The organism is Alishewanella sp. HH-ZS (genome assembly GCF_001704375.1).
GTDB lineage: Bacteria > Pseudomonadota > Gammaproteobacteria > Enterobacterales > Alteromonadaceae > Alishewanella > Alishewanella aestuarii.
Genome location: NZ_LZEJ01000003.1, coordinates 73,274 through 91,589, shown reverse-complemented (window position 1 = coordinate 91,589; position 18,316 = coordinate 73,274). Strand labels below are relative to the sequence as shown.

The 18,316-nt window shown below is 52.1% G+C and carries 13 protein-coding genes; 7 read left to right on the top strand and 6 right to left on the bottom strand.

Features of this window, described 5'->3' with window-relative positions:
* Positions 1-16 precede the first annotated feature (16 nt).
* From A9165_RS02270 to A9165_RS02255, 4 genes are read right to left on the bottom strand one after another with little or no spacing between them, the layout of a single operon-like run.
* Positions 17-1,981, bottom strand: a complete 1,965-nt coding sequence (locus tag A9165_RS02270; protein ID WP_065954769.1) for a DUF3488 and transglutaminase-like domain-containing protein — start codon at positions 1,979-1,981, stop codon at positions 17-19.
* Positions 1,975-2,910, bottom strand: a complete 936-nt coding sequence (locus A9165_RS02265; protein ID WP_065954768.1) for a DUF58 domain-containing protein — start codon at positions 2,908-2,910, stop codon at positions 1,975-1,977. Before A9165_RS02265 ends, A9165_RS02270 begins: the two co-directional genes overlap by 7 nt.
* Before the next feature lie 16 nt (positions 2,911-2,926).
* The gene (locus A9165_RS02260) at positions 2,927-3,835 is read right to left on the bottom strand and encodes a MoxR family ATPase (RefSeq protein ID WP_008608474.1); all 909 of its coding nucleotides are present in this window, start codon (positions 3,833-3,835) and stop codon (positions 2,927-2,929) included.
* A 48-nt stretch (positions 3,836-3,883) separates the two neighbouring features.
* Positions 3,884-4,519: a response regulator transcription factor gene (locus tag A9165_RS02255; RefSeq protein WP_065954767.1), complete on the bottom strand. Its 636-nt coding sequence runs from the start codon at positions 4,517-4,519 to the stop codon at positions 3,884-3,886.
* Between the two features lie 68 nt (positions 4,520-4,587).
* Here A9165_RS02255 and A9165_RS02250 point away from each other — a divergent pair, with 68 nt between their 5' ends.
* Positions 4,588-5,079 (top strand): low molecular weight protein-tyrosine-phosphatase, encoded by a 492-nt coding sequence (locus A9165_RS02250; RefSeq protein WP_065954766.1) that lies wholly within the window; start codon positions 4,588-4,590, stop codon positions 5,077-5,079.
* Positions 5,080-5,178: 99 nt separating this feature from the next.
* A complete protein-coding gene (locus A9165_RS02245; protein ID WP_008608477.1) occupies positions 5,179-6,528 on the top strand; it encodes a class II 3-deoxy-7-phosphoheptulonate synthase in 1,350 nt (449 codons plus the stop codon).
* A 64-nt stretch (positions 6,529-6,592) separates the two neighbouring features.
* Here A9165_RS02245 and A9165_RS02240 read toward each other — a convergent pair whose 3' ends face one another.
* Positions 6,593-7,402, bottom strand: a complete 810-nt coding sequence (locus A9165_RS02240; protein WP_065954765.1) for a pyruvate, water dikinase regulatory protein — start codon at positions 7,400-7,402, stop codon at positions 6,593-6,595.
* A gap of 133 nt (positions 7,403-7,535) precedes the next feature.
* Here A9165_RS02240 and ppsA point away from each other — a divergent pair, with 133 nt between their 5' ends.
* The 3 genes from ppsA (at position 7,536) to A9165_RS02225 (ending at position 12,478) form a co-directional block, all read left to right on the top strand.
* Positions 7,536-9,917, top strand: coding sequence for a phosphoenolpyruvate synthase (gene ppsA / locus A9165_RS02235; protein WP_065954784.1), 2,382 nt, complete (start codon positions 7,536-7,538; stop codon positions 9,915-9,917).
* 177 nt (positions 9,918-10,094) lie between these two features.
* Positions 10,095-11,606, top strand: coding sequence for a sodium:alanine symporter family protein (locus tag A9165_RS02230; RefSeq protein ID WP_065954764.1), 1,512 nt, complete (start codon positions 10,095-10,097; stop codon positions 11,604-11,606).
* A 161-nt stretch (positions 11,607-11,767) separates the two neighbouring features.
* Complete coding sequence (locus tag A9165_RS02225; protein WP_255365622.1) at positions 11,768-12,478, top strand: glutathione S-transferase family protein; 711 nt, start codon at positions 11,768-11,770, stop codon at positions 12,476-12,478.
* On the opposite strand, the gene A9165_RS02220 is transcribed toward A9165_RS02225, so the two are convergent.
* The gene (locus tag A9165_RS02220) at positions 12,462-14,306 is read right to left on the bottom strand and encodes an ABC transporter ATP-binding protein (RefSeq protein WP_065954763.1); all 1,845 of its coding nucleotides are present in this window, start codon (positions 14,304-14,306) and stop codon (positions 12,462-12,464) included. The genes A9165_RS02225 and A9165_RS02220 overlap by 17 nt on opposite strands.
* Positions 14,307-14,568: 262 nt before the next feature.
* On the opposite strand from A9165_RS02220, the gene ribA reads away from it, so the two are divergent.
* Complete coding sequence (gene ribA, locus A9165_RS02215) at positions 14,569-15,150, top strand: GTP cyclohydrolase II (protein ID WP_065954762.1); 582 nt, start codon at positions 14,569-14,571, stop codon at positions 15,148-15,150.
* An 83-nt stretch (positions 15,151-15,233) separates the two neighbouring features.
* Entirely contained in the window at positions 15,234-18,275 is a 3,042-nt protein-coding gene (locus tag A9165_RS02210; protein ID WP_065954761.1) for an FAD-binding and (Fe-S)-binding domain-containing protein, read from the top strand.
* The last annotated feature ends 41 nt before the right edge of the window (positions 18,276-18,316 follow it).

Below are 18,316 nucleotides of genomic sequence, written 5' to 3'. Positions count from 1 at the left end.
GCTGTTGTACGGCATATTACGGGCGCTTTAGCGCCCGTAATTGTTTACGCTCACGCTTGATAAGCTGCTGCAACGGGTAAGCCGCCTGCTGATTACCGGCAAAGATCAGCTGTTCATAGTGCTGGCGCAGCTGCTGCAGTAGCTCAGCCTGACCCGGATTGGCTGTTGCCAGCCGGTTTAGCCAATGACTCAGTGGTTCAGCACTTTGCCCGGGTGGCGGCAACACGGACAATACCTGACGTCGCCAGTGGTCCGGCGCCTGTTGCTGTCGCAGCCGCTGCTGGCGGTAGCGTACCAGCGTATAAGCCATCAGCAGTGACAGCACTCCGAGTGAGATAGCGACAAGCAGTGGCCAATAGTGCAATAACGCGGCGAGTTGCTGCCACAGCACCGATTGCTGGTTTTGATCAAAGCCTAACACCCACACCGCCCACAGATAATCCAGATGTGACCACTGTAATGCCAGTTGTTGCAGCCAACCTGGTTGCCAGCCACTGAGTAACGTGCGCTCCGGTTCACTTAGCGCCTGCGCCAGCCCCTGTAAAATCCGCTCAGGTGCAATGGCCGCAGTGGGGTCAAACAAATGCCAGTAGCCATCCTGCAAATACTCAACCCAGGCATGGGCGTCACGCTGGCGCACAATTAAATACTGCTGACTAGCTTGCCAGTCGCCGCCCTGATAGCCGCCAACCACCCGTGCCGGTACGCCGGCAGCTCTAAGTAACATCGCGCTGGCTGAGGCATAGTGGCTACAAAAACCGCTGCGGGTTTGAAACAGAAACTGATCAATGGCATCGGCCCCTAGCATTGGGGGCTCCAGCGTGTAGTAAAAGGCTTGTTCACGAAATAGCGTGGCCAGGGCCGCACTCAGCTGATGGCCATCACTACCATATTGTTGTTGCAGCTGCATGGCCAATTGCTGGCTGCGAGGATTACTGTTGCCGGCTTGTTGCAAGTTAAGCTGCCGCTCAGCGTTTGCCACCAGTGGTAACGGGCTTAACAGGCTGCTGACCTGATAACTAAGACGCTGACTGATCAGTTGCGTACTTTGCAATAGCGCTGCCGGACGCGGCTGCAGGTTTTCGCTCCAGCTCAACGGCAGGCCGAGGCTAAACACATCGCGCTGAAAACTGCTCTCTGCCAGTACCTGATAGTCGAGCCGGTTTTGGCTATCAGTGCTTGCCGGGGTGGCCAACGCCGTGAGCTGCTGCTGTCGCCGGTCAAAACGGCTATGCTCCTGCCAGCGGCGGCCATCAAAGTGTTCATAGACTTTAGCACGCCAGTACCAAAGTTCGCGGGCTGGCGGCGGCCCGTTAAAACTGACCCGAAAAGCCAGGGCATCATTTTGTACCAGCCGTTCAATACTGCCGGGATCCAGTTCACTGCCAAGGCCGGTACTGGCTTGTTGCTGATTCGGCATTTGCCACAGCGGCGGTAAGCGCGGGAACAACAGGAAAAGCCCGAGCCAGATCGGCAACGCCAGTGCCACGGTTTTTAATAACGGCTTAAGTTTAAGTTGACTACTGTTCGGGGCAAATAACTGAAAATGCAGCGTTAAGTTCAGTGCTAACAAACCAAAAATTAGCAGTGCCATTAGCATTTGCTGATAAAAAATAAAACCGCAACTGAGCGCAAAATACTGCACCCACAGCAGTTGTATCGCATCACGGCGTAATTTCAGGCTAAAGCTGCGTCCTACCGCAGAGAGCAGCAGAATATGAAACATCAGATTCATCGCACCGATACTGCGCGCCTGCCAGAATAGCAGCAGTAACAGCGGTGCGAGCAGCCAGTTGATCTGGCGTGGACTTAGGGGTTCAGCCTGCTGAATGAGCCGCAGCAGCAACCAGCCAAATAATAACAGGAATAACGCGCTGCTCCAGAGAGTAAAGGCATCCTGAAACAGCAGCAAGATACTAAATTGCAGCGCCACAGCCAGCTGCTGCCAGCGCCGGCTAAGTTGCAGCTCCTGGGCTAACATAACGCCAACTCCTGTAAGCAGCGTTGCAAATGTTGCGTGCCCTGGCCCAGGGCCAAGGTTTTGCCCGGTAACAATAAACCATAACGTGAACCGGCACCTTCCAGCTGTTGTAAACGGTAACAGGCGTGCTGCAGAGCCAGCTCCAGCGCCGCGCCACTGGCGTTCGGCACCTTAACCCACTGCTCATTTACGGTATTGCCGTCCTGTTGCTGGCGGACTATTGGCTGTTGCGGGTTGGTCGCCAGTTTTTTCCACAGTATGCGCCGGGGTTGGTCACCCGCCTGATACGGTTTTAACCATTCGCTGCCTTCCAGCGGTTGCGTCTGCCCCTGATTATCCGGATCCTCGTCGAGGTTTTGCTGGCCGGTCGGCGCCAGCGCTGCCGGATAGACCCAAAGCTGCGCACTGAGCGCCGGATAACTCCAGCAATTGAACAGTCCGAACGGGAACTGGCTACTGAGTTTAAGCCGTGGTAATTCATAACAGCCACGGCTAAGCAGCGGTAACTGCAATGCGAACGCCAATTGACCGGAAATGACTGGCACCAATTGTTGCAGCCGTTGCCCCTGTAAACCCAGTTGCAGCATCTGACAATTTGCGCTGTTAAGCTGTAGCGGTAAGGCCGCAGGCTGATTAGCGAAGGTTTCGGCATCGGCAACCACGCTAAGTTTAAGCCGGTACAGGTTATAAAACGCCAGTAACATCGTCAGTAACAATAAACTCAGCAGCATAAAGCTGCTTAGCAGGATCAGATTGTTTTGATAATTGGTGCCCAGTAAATACAGCAGCAGCACCAACAGCGCAAACCAGAGCCCGAGGCGGCTTGGTAAAATATAGATCCGCTTTTGCGTCAGGCAGACGCTGGGTTGCGCCGGTTGGCTACGCGCCAGATAAGCCTGAAACTTTTGCTGCCATAGCCGCTTTAGCATAAATAACAAAGCCTGCTTAAACCGGGCAGGGTGTTTGTTCCAGCAGCTGCTGGCTAAGTGGCGACAGACCTGCCACGCTTTGTGGGTTTAAGCGGTGCTCGGCTAAGTACGGAAAGACGTTTTGTACATCTTCGGCGGTGGCATAATCCCGACCTTGTAAAAAGGCCAGAGCCTTTACCGCCCGTACCAAGCCTTTGCCGGCGCGTGGCGATAATGGCAGCATACCGCTTTGGCCGCGACTGGCCCGGATCAACGCCAGCAGATAGTCCAGCAACGGCTCACTGAGCTTCACCTGTTGTAACTGTTGCTGCATCGCGATCAGTTGCTCCGGTAACAGCGCGCGGCTGATAAAGCTCAGGCGAGAACCCTTGCTGTCGTCACGGAGAAGCTGCTTTTCTGCGGCCGCATCAGGAAACCCCAGCGATAAGCGGAATAAAAACCGGTCCAGCTGCGACTCCGGCAAGGCATTAGTACCGGAGTGAAAATGCGGATTCTGGGTGGCTATTACAAAGAACGGCTCTGGCAGAGGCCTGCTATCGCCGTCAATGGAGACCTGACGCTCTTCCATGGCTTCGAGCAGGGCGCTCTGGGTTTTTGGGCTGGCGCGGTTAATTTCATCGGCCAGCAACACCTGACTAAACACCGGGCCTGGCTGAAAATAAAATTGCGCTGACCGGGCATCGTAAATATTCATTCCCAACAGATCAGCGGGCAGCAGGTCGTTGGTAAATTGCACCCGCTTGTAGCTTAAGCCGAGCGCATTGGCCAAGGCATGCGCCAGCGTGGTTTTGCCCATGCCGGGTAAATCCTCCAGTAGCAGGTGGCCTTGCGCCAGTACTGAAGTTAACGCCAGACGGATCTGCAGGCTTTTACCCAGAATCACCTGATTCAGTTGTTGTTCGATATGATGTAGCTCGGCTAACACCCTGACTCCTTAAAAATTGCTACGGTCAGGGCTGTTACTCCTGAACCCTTAGGTTGATGCTTCCTGTAGCCACCGTACCAGTTCAGTCCGATTCCGGCTATGGGTTTTTTTAAAGATGGCAGATACATGGACCTTTACGGTATTGGCACTGATTTGGAGCTGTTCGGCAATTTCTTTATTCCGGGCGCCTTCGGCGATCAGCATGCTAATGCGTTGCTCCTGATCGGTGAGTAACGACGGCAGTTTAATCCGTTTATTATTCTGTTCACGCAGCTGGAACAGCGCATCCAGCGCATCAGACATCACCTTGCGGCCGTAATAAAGCTGACCAGAAATCAGGGTTTGCAAGGCAATTTTGATAATGTCGGGTTTTTCATCGTTGTAGATCACGCCCCGTAAACCGGCGAACAAAGCGCGGTTTGGATCAATCAACTGGCGCTCGGCCTGAAATAAAAACAATGGCACCTGCCGGCTGACACTGAGTAATTTAGCGGAAAAGCCTTTTTTGACCGAGGTTTCACTGCTGAATTGGTATCCGGCCAGAATACCTTTATACTGGCGCTGCGCTGTAAAGGCGGCGAGGGTGGTTTGCTCGACATCAATGCCAGCGGCACGAGCATGGCGACACGTACTAAGTTGTTCAGTTTCATCAGTGAGTAATATCAGGCGTGAAAACCTTTCCATAACAGCTACCCTTATCGCGAATACTCTAACTATATAACGTCAGACCACAATTTGAAAAGCAAAGACGCATGAAGAGAATACTTTTTGTTTGTTTAGGTAACATTTGCCGCTCACCAACGGCACATGCGGTGCTGCGACAGTTAGCGGTGCAGCGGGGGCTGGAGTTAGAAGTCGAGTCTGCCGGTACCAGCGCCAGCCACAAGGGGGAGCCACCTGACCCGCGCTCAGTGCGGGTTGGTTCGGCGGCCGGCTATGATTTTTCAGCGCTGCGCTCCAGGCCAGTGCAGGATGGCGACTTTGCCTATTACGACTTGATTCTGGCGATGGATAAGCAAAACCTGCGGGAGTTAGCGAGCCGTTGCCCAGAATCTTATCAGCATAAACTGCGCTTAATGCTGAGCTTTCACCCTGAATATCCGCGCTATCAGGAAGTACCTGATCCTTATTATGGCGGCAGTAAAGGTTTCGAGCTGGTGTTACGGTTATTGGAAGAAAGCTGTCAGCAGCTGCTGCAACAATTACCGGTCTTAGCTGAGCCAGAGGGTCAATCAGCGCGATAGCAGGCACTTTGCTGCGAAAAAGTGTCAGCTCAGGATTGAATTTACGTCCAGAAGTCTATAAGTTTAGCGGGTGTGTAACTAACTTACAGGAATAGCATCGTGACCACCTGGACGCCACATAGCTGGCGCAACCTGCCGATCCAGCAGCAACCGCAGTATCGGGATCAGCAACTGTTAACCCAAACAGAACAACAACTGCACAAATACCCACCTTTGGTTTTTGCTCAGGAAACCCGGGATTTGTTTAGTCAGCTCGGCCAGGTGGCCGAGGGGAATGGGTTTTTACTACAGGGTGGTGATTGCGCTGAAAGTTTTAACGATTTTAATGCGCCGAAGATCCGCGATACCTTTAAAGTATTAATGCAAATGGCGGTAGTGCTGACCTTTGCCGGTGGTTTACCGGTGGTGAAGGTGGCACGGATGGCCGGGCAATACGCCAAGCCACGCTCCAGCGATCTGGAAACCATTAATGGTGTCAGTTTGCCGAGCTATCGCGGTGATATCGTCAATAGCTTCGAATTTACCGCTGAAGCGCGGGAGCCGGATCCGGCACGGTTGATCACCGCTTATCATCACTCTGCGGCAACGCTAAATTTACTGCGTGCCTTTGCGCAGGGTGGTCTGGCTGATTTGCACCAGGTCGCGCGCTGGAATATGGGCTTTGTTGAGAGCAATCCGCTAAAAGAGCGTTATATGAGTGTGGCAAACCGCATTCAGGAAGCGCTGCGCTTTATGGAGATTTGTGGGATCACGGCACAAAACTCGCCGTCGATCCGCGAAACCCAGCTGTTTACCTCGCATGAAGCCCTGTTGCTGAATTACGAAGAAGCCTTGACCCGGCGGGATACCTTAACCGGCAAATGGTATGACTGTTCGGCACATATGGTATGGATTGGTGAGCGTACCCGGCAACTGGATCATGCGCATCTTGAGTTCTTCCGCGGCATCCATAACCCGGTCGGGGTGAAAGTGGGGCCAGGCATGCAGGAGGATGATTTAATTCGTCTGATTGATGCGCTAAATCCGGATAACACCGCGGGCCGTTTGACCCTGATCACCCGTATGGGCGCCGATAAACTGGCAGATAAACTGCCGGCACTGGTTCGCCGCGTGAAGCAGGAAGGCCGTAAAGTGGTCTGGAGCTCAGATCCGATGCACGGTAATACCGTGAAAGCCAGCAATGATTATAAAACGCGGGATTTTGAAGCCATTTTGCGGGAAATCCGCAATTTCTTTGCCGTACATAAGGCTGAGGGTACCCATGCCGGCGGTATTCACCTGGAGATGACCGGTGAGCATGTTACCGAGTGTACCGGTGGCGCCTATGGTCTGAGTGAAAGCGATTTATCCAGCCGTTACTTCACCCAGTGCGATCCGCGCTTAAATGCTGATCAGGTACTGGAACTGGCGTTTTTAATTGCTGATACGTTAAGCGCCGCCCGTAAATAAGCTCAAGCCCTGACTGTTTCTTTGGTCAGGGCTTTTTCTCTGTCCTGCTGCTACCCCAAGCGTACTAATACTTCTGCCGTTTTAAGCCAGTCATAGCGATAATTTTCGCCGAAATTTCTTCTATCGATAACTGGGTTGAGTTTAAAAACGGGATCTGCTCGCGCTGATATAGGCGTTCCACCTCTTTTAGCTCCAATGTGCACTGTCGTACCGAAGCATAACGGCTGTTGGGCCGGCGCTGTTCGCGAATTTGGCTTAAGCGTTCCGGACTAATGGTCAGGCCAAAGAGTTTAGCTTTATGTTGTTTTAGCTCGGGCGGTAACCGCAGAGCCTCCATATCTTCTTCGACAAAGGGGTAGTTCGCCGCTTTGATGCCGTATTGCAGCGCCAGATAGAGACTGGTCGGGGTTTTGCCGGAGCGGCTGACGCCAATCAGAATAATATCGGCCTGACTAAAATTCTTCATGTTGGCGCCGTCGTCATTGGCCAGCGCAAAATTGACCGCGTCAATCCGAAAATCGTAGGTTTTCTCATGCATGCTGTGGGTGCGGTGGGTTTTCGGCACCGGTGCCAGTTGCAGCTCCTGTTGCAGCGGCGCGACAAAGGCATTTAAAAAGTCATAACAGATGCCGTTACTTTGGCTGATCTGTAGCCTGAGTTGCTCGTCAACGAAGGTATGAAACACCAGCGGCTTTAAACCTGTAGTTTTATAACAGTCATTAATGCGTTGGACCACCTGCTGTGCCATGGTGAGTGTTTCGACAAAGGGTATGGTAACGTGCTCGAATTGCGCAGGAAACATCGTCAATAGTGCATGACCAAAGACTTCTGCGGTAATGGCAGTACCATCGGAAATATAAAAAGCAGTGCGCACGTCAGCTCCATTTCTTGTAAAAAAACTACATGAAAATTAAAGATTTTCTTACTTGCAGCCAAAGTGTAAAATCGCTGCGATTGTAACCCTTGCTGTAAGCTTACCTGCTTGGCAACAAAAATTGGAGAGAAAGGTGCAAGAATTCGTCATTTGGTATCAGGACCTGGGAATGCATGATGTAGACCGGGTCGGCGGCAAAAATGCTTCTTTGGGCGAAATGATCAGTAATCTGGCCTCGGCCGGGGTGCAGGTGCCGGGCGGTTTTGCCACCACGGCCTATGCCTTTAATCAGTTTTTAGAGCAAAGCGGCGTCAATGAGCGTATTTATAAACTGCTGGATACGCTGGATGTTGGTGATATTCAGGCGCTGTCAGAAGCCGGCAAGCAGATCCGGCAATGGGTTATCGATACGCCGTTTCAGCCTGAGCTGGAACAGGCGATCCGCGCAGCCTACCAGCAATTACACCCGGACAGCAGCCAGGATGTCTCTTTTGCCGTGCGCTCTTCTGCCACAGCTGAAGATATGCCGGATGCCTCCTTTGCCGGCCAGCAGGAAACCTTTTTAAATGTCCGTGGCTATGATGCGGTGATTACTGCGATTAAACACGTGTTTGCGTCGCTGTTTAATGACCGTGCTATTTCTTACCGGGTGCATCAGGGCTATGACCACCGCGGTGTGGCCCTGTCTGCCGGGGTGCAGCGGATGGTGCGCTCAGATCTGGCCTCATCCGGTGTTATGTTCAGTATTGATACTGAATCCGGTTTTGAAGATGTGGTCTTTATTACCTCGTCTTATGGCCTGGGTGAAATGGTGGTGCAGGGCGCGGTGAATCCGGATGAGTTCTATGTGCACAAACCCACGCTGGCAGCCGGCCGGCCGGCGGTGGTAAAGCGTAACCTGGGTAGTAAGCTGCTGCAGATGGTTTACTCCAGCGAACAGGGGCATGGCAAGCAGGTAAAAATTATTGATGTTGAGCAAAGCGCCAGACGCCAGTTCTCACTAACCGACAACGAAGTCGAGCAACTGGCGGCGCAAGCGGTGATTATTGCCAAACATTACGGTCGGCCGATGGATATCGAATGGGCCAAAGACGGCGTAGATGGCAAGCTCTATATTGTACAGGCACGGCCGGAAACGGTAAAAAGCCGCGAAGATAGCAACAGTATTGAACGTTACCAGTTACAGGCGAAAAGCGCGGTACTGGTTGAGGGCCGGGCCATCGGGCAACGGATTGGTCGCGGTACTGCCAAAGTGCTAACTGATATTTCACAGATGGACCAAATTCAGCCGGGCGATGTGCTGGTTACTGATATGACTGATCCGGATTGGGAACCGATTATGAAGCGCGCCTCGGCTATCGTCACTAATCGTGGCGGTCGTACTTGTCATGCTGCCATTATTGCCCGCGAGCTGGGGATCCCGGCTGTCGTTGGCTGCGGTGATGCAACGGCGAAAATTCAGGCCGGGACTGAAGTTACCGTGTCGTGTGCCGAAGGCGATACCGGCTTTGTTTATCAGGGCCTGCTGGACTTTAATGTGGTAACCAGCCAGGTTGATCAGATGCCAAAACTGGATCTGAAAGTGATGATGAACGTCGGTAATCCGGAACGCGCCTTTGCTTTCTCGCGTTTACCGCATGCCGGTATTGGTCTGGCCCGGTTAGAGTTTATTATTAACCGGATGATCGGCGTACATCCCAAGGCGCTGTTAAATTACGCCGGTCAAAGTGCCGAGTTAAAAGCAACCATCGATGAAATGACGGCCGGTTATGCCGATCCGGTGGAATTTTATATCGCCAAGCTGACCGAGGGTATTGCTACGCTGGCCTGTGCCTTTGCACCGGAAAAAGTCATAGTACGGATGTCAGACTTTAAATCCAACGAATACGCTAACCTGATCGGTGGTCAGCAGTATGAGCCGCACGAAGAAAACCCGATGATTGGTTTCCGTGGTGCCTCGCGTTATCTGTCAGAGGATTTCCGCGATTGCTTCGCGTTAGAAGTTGAGGCATTAAAGCGGGTTCGTCACCAGATGGGTTTTAGTAACGTCGAAATTATGATCCCCTTTGTGCGCACCCTGGAAGAAGCCGCCGGAGTGATCGACTTGCTGGCCGCACATGGTTTAAAACGCGGCGAGCATGGCCTGCGGGTTATTATGATGTGTGAGCTGCCGTCTAATGCTTTGCTGGCTGAAGAATTCCTCGAATATTTCGATGGCTTCTCGATTGGCTCTAACGATCTGACGCAGCTGACGCTGGGACTGGATCGCGATAGCGGTTTGATTGCGCATTTGTTTGACGAACGTAATCCGGCTATTAAAAAGCTGCTGGCAATGGCAATTCAGACCTGTAAAGCCAAAGGTAAGTATATCGGCATCTGTGGTCAGGGACCTTCGGATCATGAAGACTTTGCTGCCTGGCTGATGGAGCAGGGCATTGAAAGTGTGTCGTTAAATCCGGACACTGTGGTCGATACCTGGCTGTATCTTGCTGAAAAATATGGCAAGCCTCTATAACAAACGTTAAAGACTATCGGTGTTAAAATCCCGCCTTTTGGCGGGATTTCTTTTATGTCAGCATAGCCATAGCGCCGCGCTTATGGCAAATTAAGGGTGTTAGCCTGCCAGGGCGGCACAGAGCTGGGCGCAGATGGCTTTAGCTCGACAACAATAACAACAATTCAGGGGAACGTAATGCAACAATTGGTGAATACCATTAACGGCATAATCTGGAGTGAGGCACTGATTTATCTGTGTCTGGGTGCCGGTTTATTTTACTCCATCATGACCCGCTTTGCGCAGGTGCGGCATTTTAAAGAAATGTGCAAGCTGCTGTTTAACAACACGAGTTCAGATAAAGGCATTTCATCGTTTCAAGCCCTGGCAGTATCGCTATCCGGCCGGGTCGGTGTCGGTAATATTGCCGGTGTTGCTGCCGCCATCGGTTTCGGTGGTCCGGGCGCCGTATTCTGGATGTGGGTGGTGGCCTTTTTAGGCGCCAGTACCGCTTATGCCGAATCAACACTGGGTCAGGTATACAAAGTTGAAGAAAATGGTCAGTACCGTGGCGGTCCGGCTTATTATTTCGAGCGTTGCCTGGGCTGGCGCTGGCTGGCAGTGTTATTCGCTGTCTCAGCGATTATCGGCTGTGGTATTTTCTTACCTGGCGTGCAGGCGAATGCGGTCGGCAATGCGGTAACTCAGGTCTTTGGTGACGGCAATATGGTAACCACCAGTTTTGGCGAAGTCGGTACCAACAAACTGGCGGCGTTGGCACTGATCTTAATTGTGCTGGCCTTTATTATCTTTGGTGGTATTAAGCGCATCGCTAACTTTACTCAGATTGTTGTCCCTTTTATGGCGCTGGGCTATATCGTAATGGCGCTGATTATCGTGTTCTTAAACTTAGATAAAGTACCGGGTGTGTTTGGCCTGATTTTATCAGATGCGTTCACTGCACAAGCCGGTTTTGGCGCGGCCATTGGCTGGGGTGTAAAGCGCGGTATTTACTCCAATGAAGCTGGCCAGGGTACAGGGCCACATGCTGCCGCAGCAGCAGAAGTGGATCACCCGGCGCAGCAGGGGTTAGTGCAGGCGTTCTCGGTGTATGTTGATACGCTCTTTGTTTGTACCGCTACGGCGCTGATGATCCTGATCACCCAGCAATATAATGTGGTGGGTGAATTACCAGCCGGAGAGTTTATCGTACAGAATGTGGCCGCGGATACCGTCATTGGCTCTGCCGCCTTTACCCAGATGGCGCTGAACTCAGTATTTGGTAACTTCGGTCAAATCTTTGTTGGTCTGGCACTGTTTTTCTTCGCCTTTACCACTATCCTGGCCTATTACTACATTACCGAAACCAATGTCGCTTACCTAAACCGTCTGTTTAATAACAAGCTACCATTGATCGTGTTTAAAATTGTGCTGATGGCGATGGTGGCGTACGGCACTGTCAATGCAGCGGGTTATGTCTGGGATATCGGTGATATTGGCGTAGGCTTAATGGCCTGGATCAACGTGCTGGGTATTCTGGTGATTTTCTTCCTGCATAAGCCTGCCATTCTGTGTCTGAAGGACTATGAAGAACAGAAGAAAGCCGGCGGCCCAATTAGCTTTGACCCGGTTAAACTGGGCATTAAAAATGCGACCTTTTGGGAGCAGCGCTTAGCCAAATCTCAGGCGGAGCAAAAAGGCAGCGACTAAGCTTAGCAGCAAAGCTGAATCGCGATAATGTTTGATATATATCAGCCCCGGCCCTTGCCGGGGCTGTTTTTTCGGCTAAGCTGACAACTTACAGAAACACATCATACCAGTTAAGCCCCAAAGCATTGAGGGGTAAACCTAAACAAGTGACGGAGTCTGTTATGCGGGAACTCTATATCGCCAATAAAAACTATTCTTCCTGGTCATTAAGGCCCTGGCTGTTGATGAAACAGTTGGATATCGCCTTTACCGAGCAACTGGTTCCCTTTACCGAACAAGATAGCTTTGCTAAATTCCGTAGTTTCTCACCCAGTGGCAAGGTACCCTGTCTGGTGCAGCACAATACGGTGATCTGGGATTCGCTGGCGATTGCCGAGTATCTGTATGAGCATTATCCGACGGTGTGGCCAGCGGATCGCCGGGTAAGGGCCTGGGCGCGCTGCGCAGCGGCAGAAATTCATGCTAATTTTAATGCGTTACGCAGTATTTGCAGCATGAACTGCGGCCTGCGCATTCAGCTACATGAACATAGTGCGCCGCTATTACGGGATCTGGCCCGGCTGGATGAGCTGGTTACTGAAGGGTTGCATAAATTTGGCGGCCCCTATCTGGCCGGCGCACAGTTCACTGCGGCAGATGCCTTTTATGCGCCTGTTGCCTTTCGTCTGCAAAGCTATGGCCTGAGTTTAAGCCAAGAGGTCAATGCCTATTTTGCCCGCTTGCTGCAATTGCCGGCAATGCAGGACTGGTATCAGCAAGCATTGGCTGAGCCCTGGCTGGACAAGGCACATGATGCCCTGATCCCACAGAGGTCGGCACTATCACTGCCGACCTGCGTACCGGGGTACAGGCGGTTTAATCCAGACCGATAAAACCGCCGGTTTGATGCGCCCAAAGCTGGGCGTAAATACCGCCGGCGGCAACCAGTTCGGCATGCGTACCTTGCTCAACGATCTTACCCTGGTCCAGCACTATTAAGCGATCCATCTGGGCAATAGTCGACAGCCGGTGTGCAATAGCAATTACCGTTTTATTGGTCATCAGTTTATTCAGGCTGGCCTGGATCGCAGCCTCGACTTCAGAGTCCAGCGCAGACGTCGCTTCATCCAGGATCAGGATAGGGGCGTTTTTCAGCAGCACCCGGGCAATGGCAATACGCTGCCGCTGGCCGCCAGAGAGCTTAACGCCGCGTTCACCCACCTGGGCGTCCAGTCCGCTATTGCCTTTAGGATCGGTTAGCTCATCAATAAACAGTGAGGCTTCCGCTTGCTCTGCAGCTGTCAGCAGTTCCTGCTCACTGGCATCCGGCTTACCATAGCTGATGTTGTCACGTACCGAGCGATGCAACAAAGAGGTGTCCTGCGTGACCATCGCGATTTGCCGGCGCAGACTTTCCTGACTGACCTGACTGATATCCTGGCCATCAATCAGGATCTGACCGCTTTGGACATCATAAAAACGTAGTAACAGGTTAACCAGCGTCGATTTCCCGGCGCCGGAGCGGCCAACCAGACCAATTTTCTCACCCGGTTTAATCGTCAGGTTCAAGCCATCGATCACCGGCGATTTTGCGGTGTTCAGGGCCTTGCCGTAGTTAAAGCTGACGGCAGCAAAGCGGATCTCGCCCTGACTGACTACCAGCTCACTGGCATTGGGCTTATCCAGCACGCTGGCCGGTTGCGACAGGGTAGTGATGCCATCGGCGACAGTACCGATATTTTCAAACAGGCTACTGACTTCCCACATAATCCACTGTGCCATGCCGTTTAACCGAAGTGCCAGACTAACAGCAATGGCAATGGCGCCAACGGTGATGGCGCTGCCAGCCCATAAGTACAGCGCCAGGGCTGCGACGGCAAACACCAGCAGATAGTTCAGGCTTTGTACCGACACGCTTAAGCCGGTAGCCAGCCGCATTTGCCGGTATACCGGTTTTAAAAATACCTCCATACTCTCGCGGGCATAGTCTTCTTCGCGCCGGGTATGCGAGAACAGCTTAATCGTATTGATATTGGTGTAGCTATCGACTATGCGGCCGGTCATTTCTGAGCGCGCATCAGCCTGTTCCGTTGATACCCGCTTTAAACGCGGTACAAAATACAGTTGTAAACCAATATAAAAAACTAGCCAGATCAGCATCGGGATCATCAGGCGCCAATCGGCATCGGCAACAAAAAACAGCATTGCAGAGAAATACACCAGTACATACACCAGCACATCCAGCAGCTTCATTACGGTTTCGCGCACCGCCAGCGACGTTTGCATGACTTTGGTTGCAATACGGCCGGCAAAGTCATTTTGATAAAAACCGATACTTTGTCTTAGCAGATAACGGTGAGCCAGCCAGCGGATAGACATTGGATAGTTCCCGAGCAGGGTTTGATGCACCAGAGCGGAATGAAACAGTGTTAACAGCGGCAGTAATACCAGCGTAACTAACGCCATCCAAATCAGGTTAGCTCGCTCTTCACTAAAGAATGTTTCGGGTTCTTTCGCTACCAGCCAATCGACCAACTGGCCCATAAAGCTAAATAACGACACTTCGAGGATCGCTAACAGTGCCGAACTTATCGACATCACCAGCAGCGGTAGCTCCATACCTTTGGTATAGTGGCGGCAAAAGGCCAGCAGGCCCTGTGGCGGTTGCGTGGGTTGTTGTTCTGGAAAGGGGCGCGTTAAGCGTTCAAAAAAACCTAGCATGCGAATTAATCCGATAGAGAAAAGCGGGATAGCTAAAAACGAAATAGCCAAACATAAAACAACAAAGTGCCACCAGCGGCACCTTGCTGATTGTAACCGATCCGACGGGCAAAAGTCTTAACCGTTATTGTTGGCAATGTGATACTATCACAATTATTGCGAGGGAGCTTTTTTAGCTGAGCGTTGCCGCTAAGACTTGATTCCTGGACTGGGGATCCCAATTTCCGCTAATGTGTTGTCAGCGTTTTATTTGAGAATTTAAATGAGTATTAAACTGGTTACTTCCACCCTGTTACCGACGCCTTTTGCCGAGTTTCGTTTACACGGCTTTGAAGCGGCAAATGGTAAAGAACATGTCGCGCTGACCCTCGGTGATATTAGCAGCGATGAGCCGGTATTAGCGCGCGTGCACTCTGAATGTTTAACCGGTGATGCGCTCTTTAGCTTGCGCTGTGATTGTGGCCCGCAACTGGAAGCCGCCATGCGGAAAATTGCCGAAACCGGTCGCGGCGTGATTTTATATCTGCGCCAGGAAGGTCGGGGTATTGGTCTGATCAATAAAATCCGCGCCTATGCTGAACAGGACAAGGGGCTGGATACGGTCGAAGCCAATGAGATTCTGGGTTTTTTACCAGACCAACGCGAGTATGGTATTGCCGCCGACATGTTTGCCCAACTGGGTGTAAAACAAATCCGCTTACTGACCAATAACCCCCGCAAGTTAAAAGCACTGCAGGATGCCGGCGTCAATGTGCTGGAGCGGGTACAGCACCGGGTAAAAACGACAGCGCATTCACATCGCTATCTGGCGACCAAAGCGGCAAAACTCGGCCATATGGATTAAGCAGGAATAAAGCTCTAAGCCCACTTTGGCATAACCTGACGCAGTGCTATACTGCGGCCAGTTTAAGCTGAAGTGGCAGAATTATGATTGCGAAGCTGAATCCTGAGCTGGCATTGGACGCCAGCGTGGTTGCCTTTACCAAAGCCCTGCAACATGCCGGCTTTACCGGCGATATCGAAACCAGCTATGGCAGCAGGCTGGCCGTGGCTACCGATAACAGTGTTTATCAAGCCTTGCCACAAGCCGTGTTACTGCCGCGCAGCACCGATGACTTAGTGATCATGACGTCACTGGCGCAAACCTCCAGCTTTAGCCATCTAAAATTCAGCCCACGTGGCGGCGGCACCGGCACTAACGGTCAGGCGCTGACCGAGCATATCGTGGTCGATTTATCACGCCATATGCGGCAAATTCTGGAGCTGAATGTCGAAGAGCGCTGGGTACGGGTGCAGGCCGGGGTGATTAAAGATCAGCTGAATGCCTTTTTAAAGCCTTATGGCTTTTTCTTTGCCCCCGATCTGTCCACGTCCAACCGCGCCACTATCGGCGGCATGATTAATACCGATGCCTCAGGTCAGGGCTCGCTGGTCTATGGTAAAACCAGTGACCATGTGTTGGCCCTGAAAACGGTGCTGATTGACGGTAATGTCCTGAATACCCGTAAGATGCCGCTGTTTGAAGCTGAGCACCGAGCCGAGCAACCCAATAGCATCGGACGCATCTACCGCCAGGTACTGGACAGCTGCCGTAATAAAAGGGCGCTGATCTTAGATAAATTTCCACGTCTGAACCGTTTTTTAACCGGTTATGATTTAGAGCATGTGTTTAACGCCGATCTGACCGAGTTCGATCTGTCACGGATTATTACCGGCTCTGAAGGCTCGCTCGGTTTTGTTACCGAGGCCAAGCTAAATATCACGCCGATCGCGAAGTACAAGTGTCTGGTCAATATTAAATACGACAGCTTTGAAAGTGCGCTACGTAACTCGCCTTTCCTGGTCGCAGCGGCAGCCACTTCGGTGGAAACCGTCGACAGTAAGGTGCTGAACCTGGCACGTAGCGATATCGTCTGGCATCAGGTCAAAGATCTGATTACTGATGTGCCCGGCAAGGAGATGCAAGGCCTGAATATTGTCGAGTATAACACTGAGTCTGAGCAGGAAATTCACGACAAAATTTCCGCTTTGACTGCGCGTTTGGACGAGGCTATCGAACAGCAGCAAGGCGGTATCATTGGCTATCAGCTGACCTATGATGCAGCAGCAATTAATGCGATCTACACCATGCGTAAAAAGGCGGTGGGGCTGCTGGGCAATACCGCCGGCAATCATAAACCGGTGGCTTTTGCCGAAGATACCGCGGTGCCGCCGGAAAATCTGGCTGATTTTATCCTCGAGTTTCGTGCGCTGTTAGATGCGCATGGGTTGCACTATGGCATGTTTGGTCATGTTGATGCTGGGGTGCTGCATGTGCGGCCAGCGCTGGATTTGTATGATCCAGAGCAAGAACGTTTGCTGCGGACTATTTCCGATCAGGTGGTCGCGTTAACCGCCAAATATGGCGGTTTGATGTGGGGCGAGCACGGTAAGGGCTATCGCAGTGAATACGGCCCGGCGTTTTTCGGTGAGGAACTCTTTACTGAGCTTAGGAAAATCAAAGCGGCTTTTGACCCGCGCAACCGTGTCAATCCGGGAAAAATCTGTACGCCTTACCAAAGCGCTGATGCGCTGGTCAGTGTTGACGGTCAAAAGCGTGCCTGGTTTGACCGGCAAATTCCGGTTGCGGTGCGTGAGAGCTTTGACAGCAGTCTGAACTGCAATGGCAATGGCCTGTGCTTTAACTATGAAGAAAGCTCGCCGATGTGTCCGTCCAGTAAGATCACTAAAGATCGGCGCCATAGCCCGAAAGGCCGCGCCGGTTTAATGCGTGAGTGGCTGCGCTTACAACAGCAGGCGGGCGAAGATATTCTGCAAACGGAACAGCGCTTGTTAAGTGAAGGCCAGAGCATCAGCAGTATCTGGCAGAAAATAAAGAATACGCTGGCCAAACGCCAGGGCGAGGCGGACTTTTCGCATGAGGTGATGGAGGCAATGGAGGGCTGTCTGGCCTGTAAAGCCTGTGCCGGCCAGTGTCCGATCAAGGTTGATGTGCCAAGCTTCCGCGCCCGTTTCCTGCAGCTTTATCACAGTCGCTATTTACGGCCGGCAAAAGACTATGTGGTTGCCAATATTGAGCGTACCGCGCCCTTACTGGCCAAAGCCCCTAAGCTGGTGAATTTTTTCCTCGGGCAGCGCTGGCTGCAAAAAGGCCTGGAGCATGGCGTTGGCTATGTCGATACGCCACTGTTATCGGTACCCACGCTGGCGCAGCGGTTGGAGGGACGTTACAGCTTTTCGTTTGATAAACTAAACACCTTAACGGCTGAGGAGCGGCAACGCACGGTACTGCTGGTGCAGGATCCTTTTACCAGTTTTTACGAAGCGGAACTGGTGGCAGACGCGCTACAGTTACTGGAAAAACTGGGTTATCAGCCGCTGTTATTGCCATTTTTGCCAAACGGTAAGCCGGAGCACGTCAAAGGCTTTTTAAAGCAATTTGCGGCGACCGCTGCCACGGCGGCAGCCTTTTTTAACCAGCTAAATCAGTATCAGCTGCCATTGTTAGGTCTGGATGCGTCATTGGTGCTGGTCTATCGCGACGAGTATGTGAAAGCGCTTGGCACAGAGTGGGGGGATTTCCAGGTCTTACTATTGCAGGAATGGTTAGTACAGCAAAGCTTGCCCAAGGTGGCGCAGGCACAGCAATTCTCGTTACTGGCGCATTGCACTGAGAAAACCGCCTTACCTGCCAGTGAAAAGCATTGGCAGCAGATCTTTGCCCAGATGGGGCTGGAATTAAAGCCTGTTAGCGTTGGCTGCTGTGGTATGGCTGGTACCTATGGCCATGAAAAGCAGCAACTTGAAAACAGCAAAGCGCTGTTTGAACTCAGTTGGCGCGCGCCGGTAACCCAGCTCGGTAATGAGCAGATCCTGGTGACCGGTTTCTCCTGTCGCAGCCAGGTAAAACGGCTAGTCGGTGATAAGCCGCGCCATCCGCTGCAGGCGCTGTTGCGAGCCTTGGTGTAGCGAGTATCGCTAAAAAAACACCCGGCAGTTGCCGGGTGTTT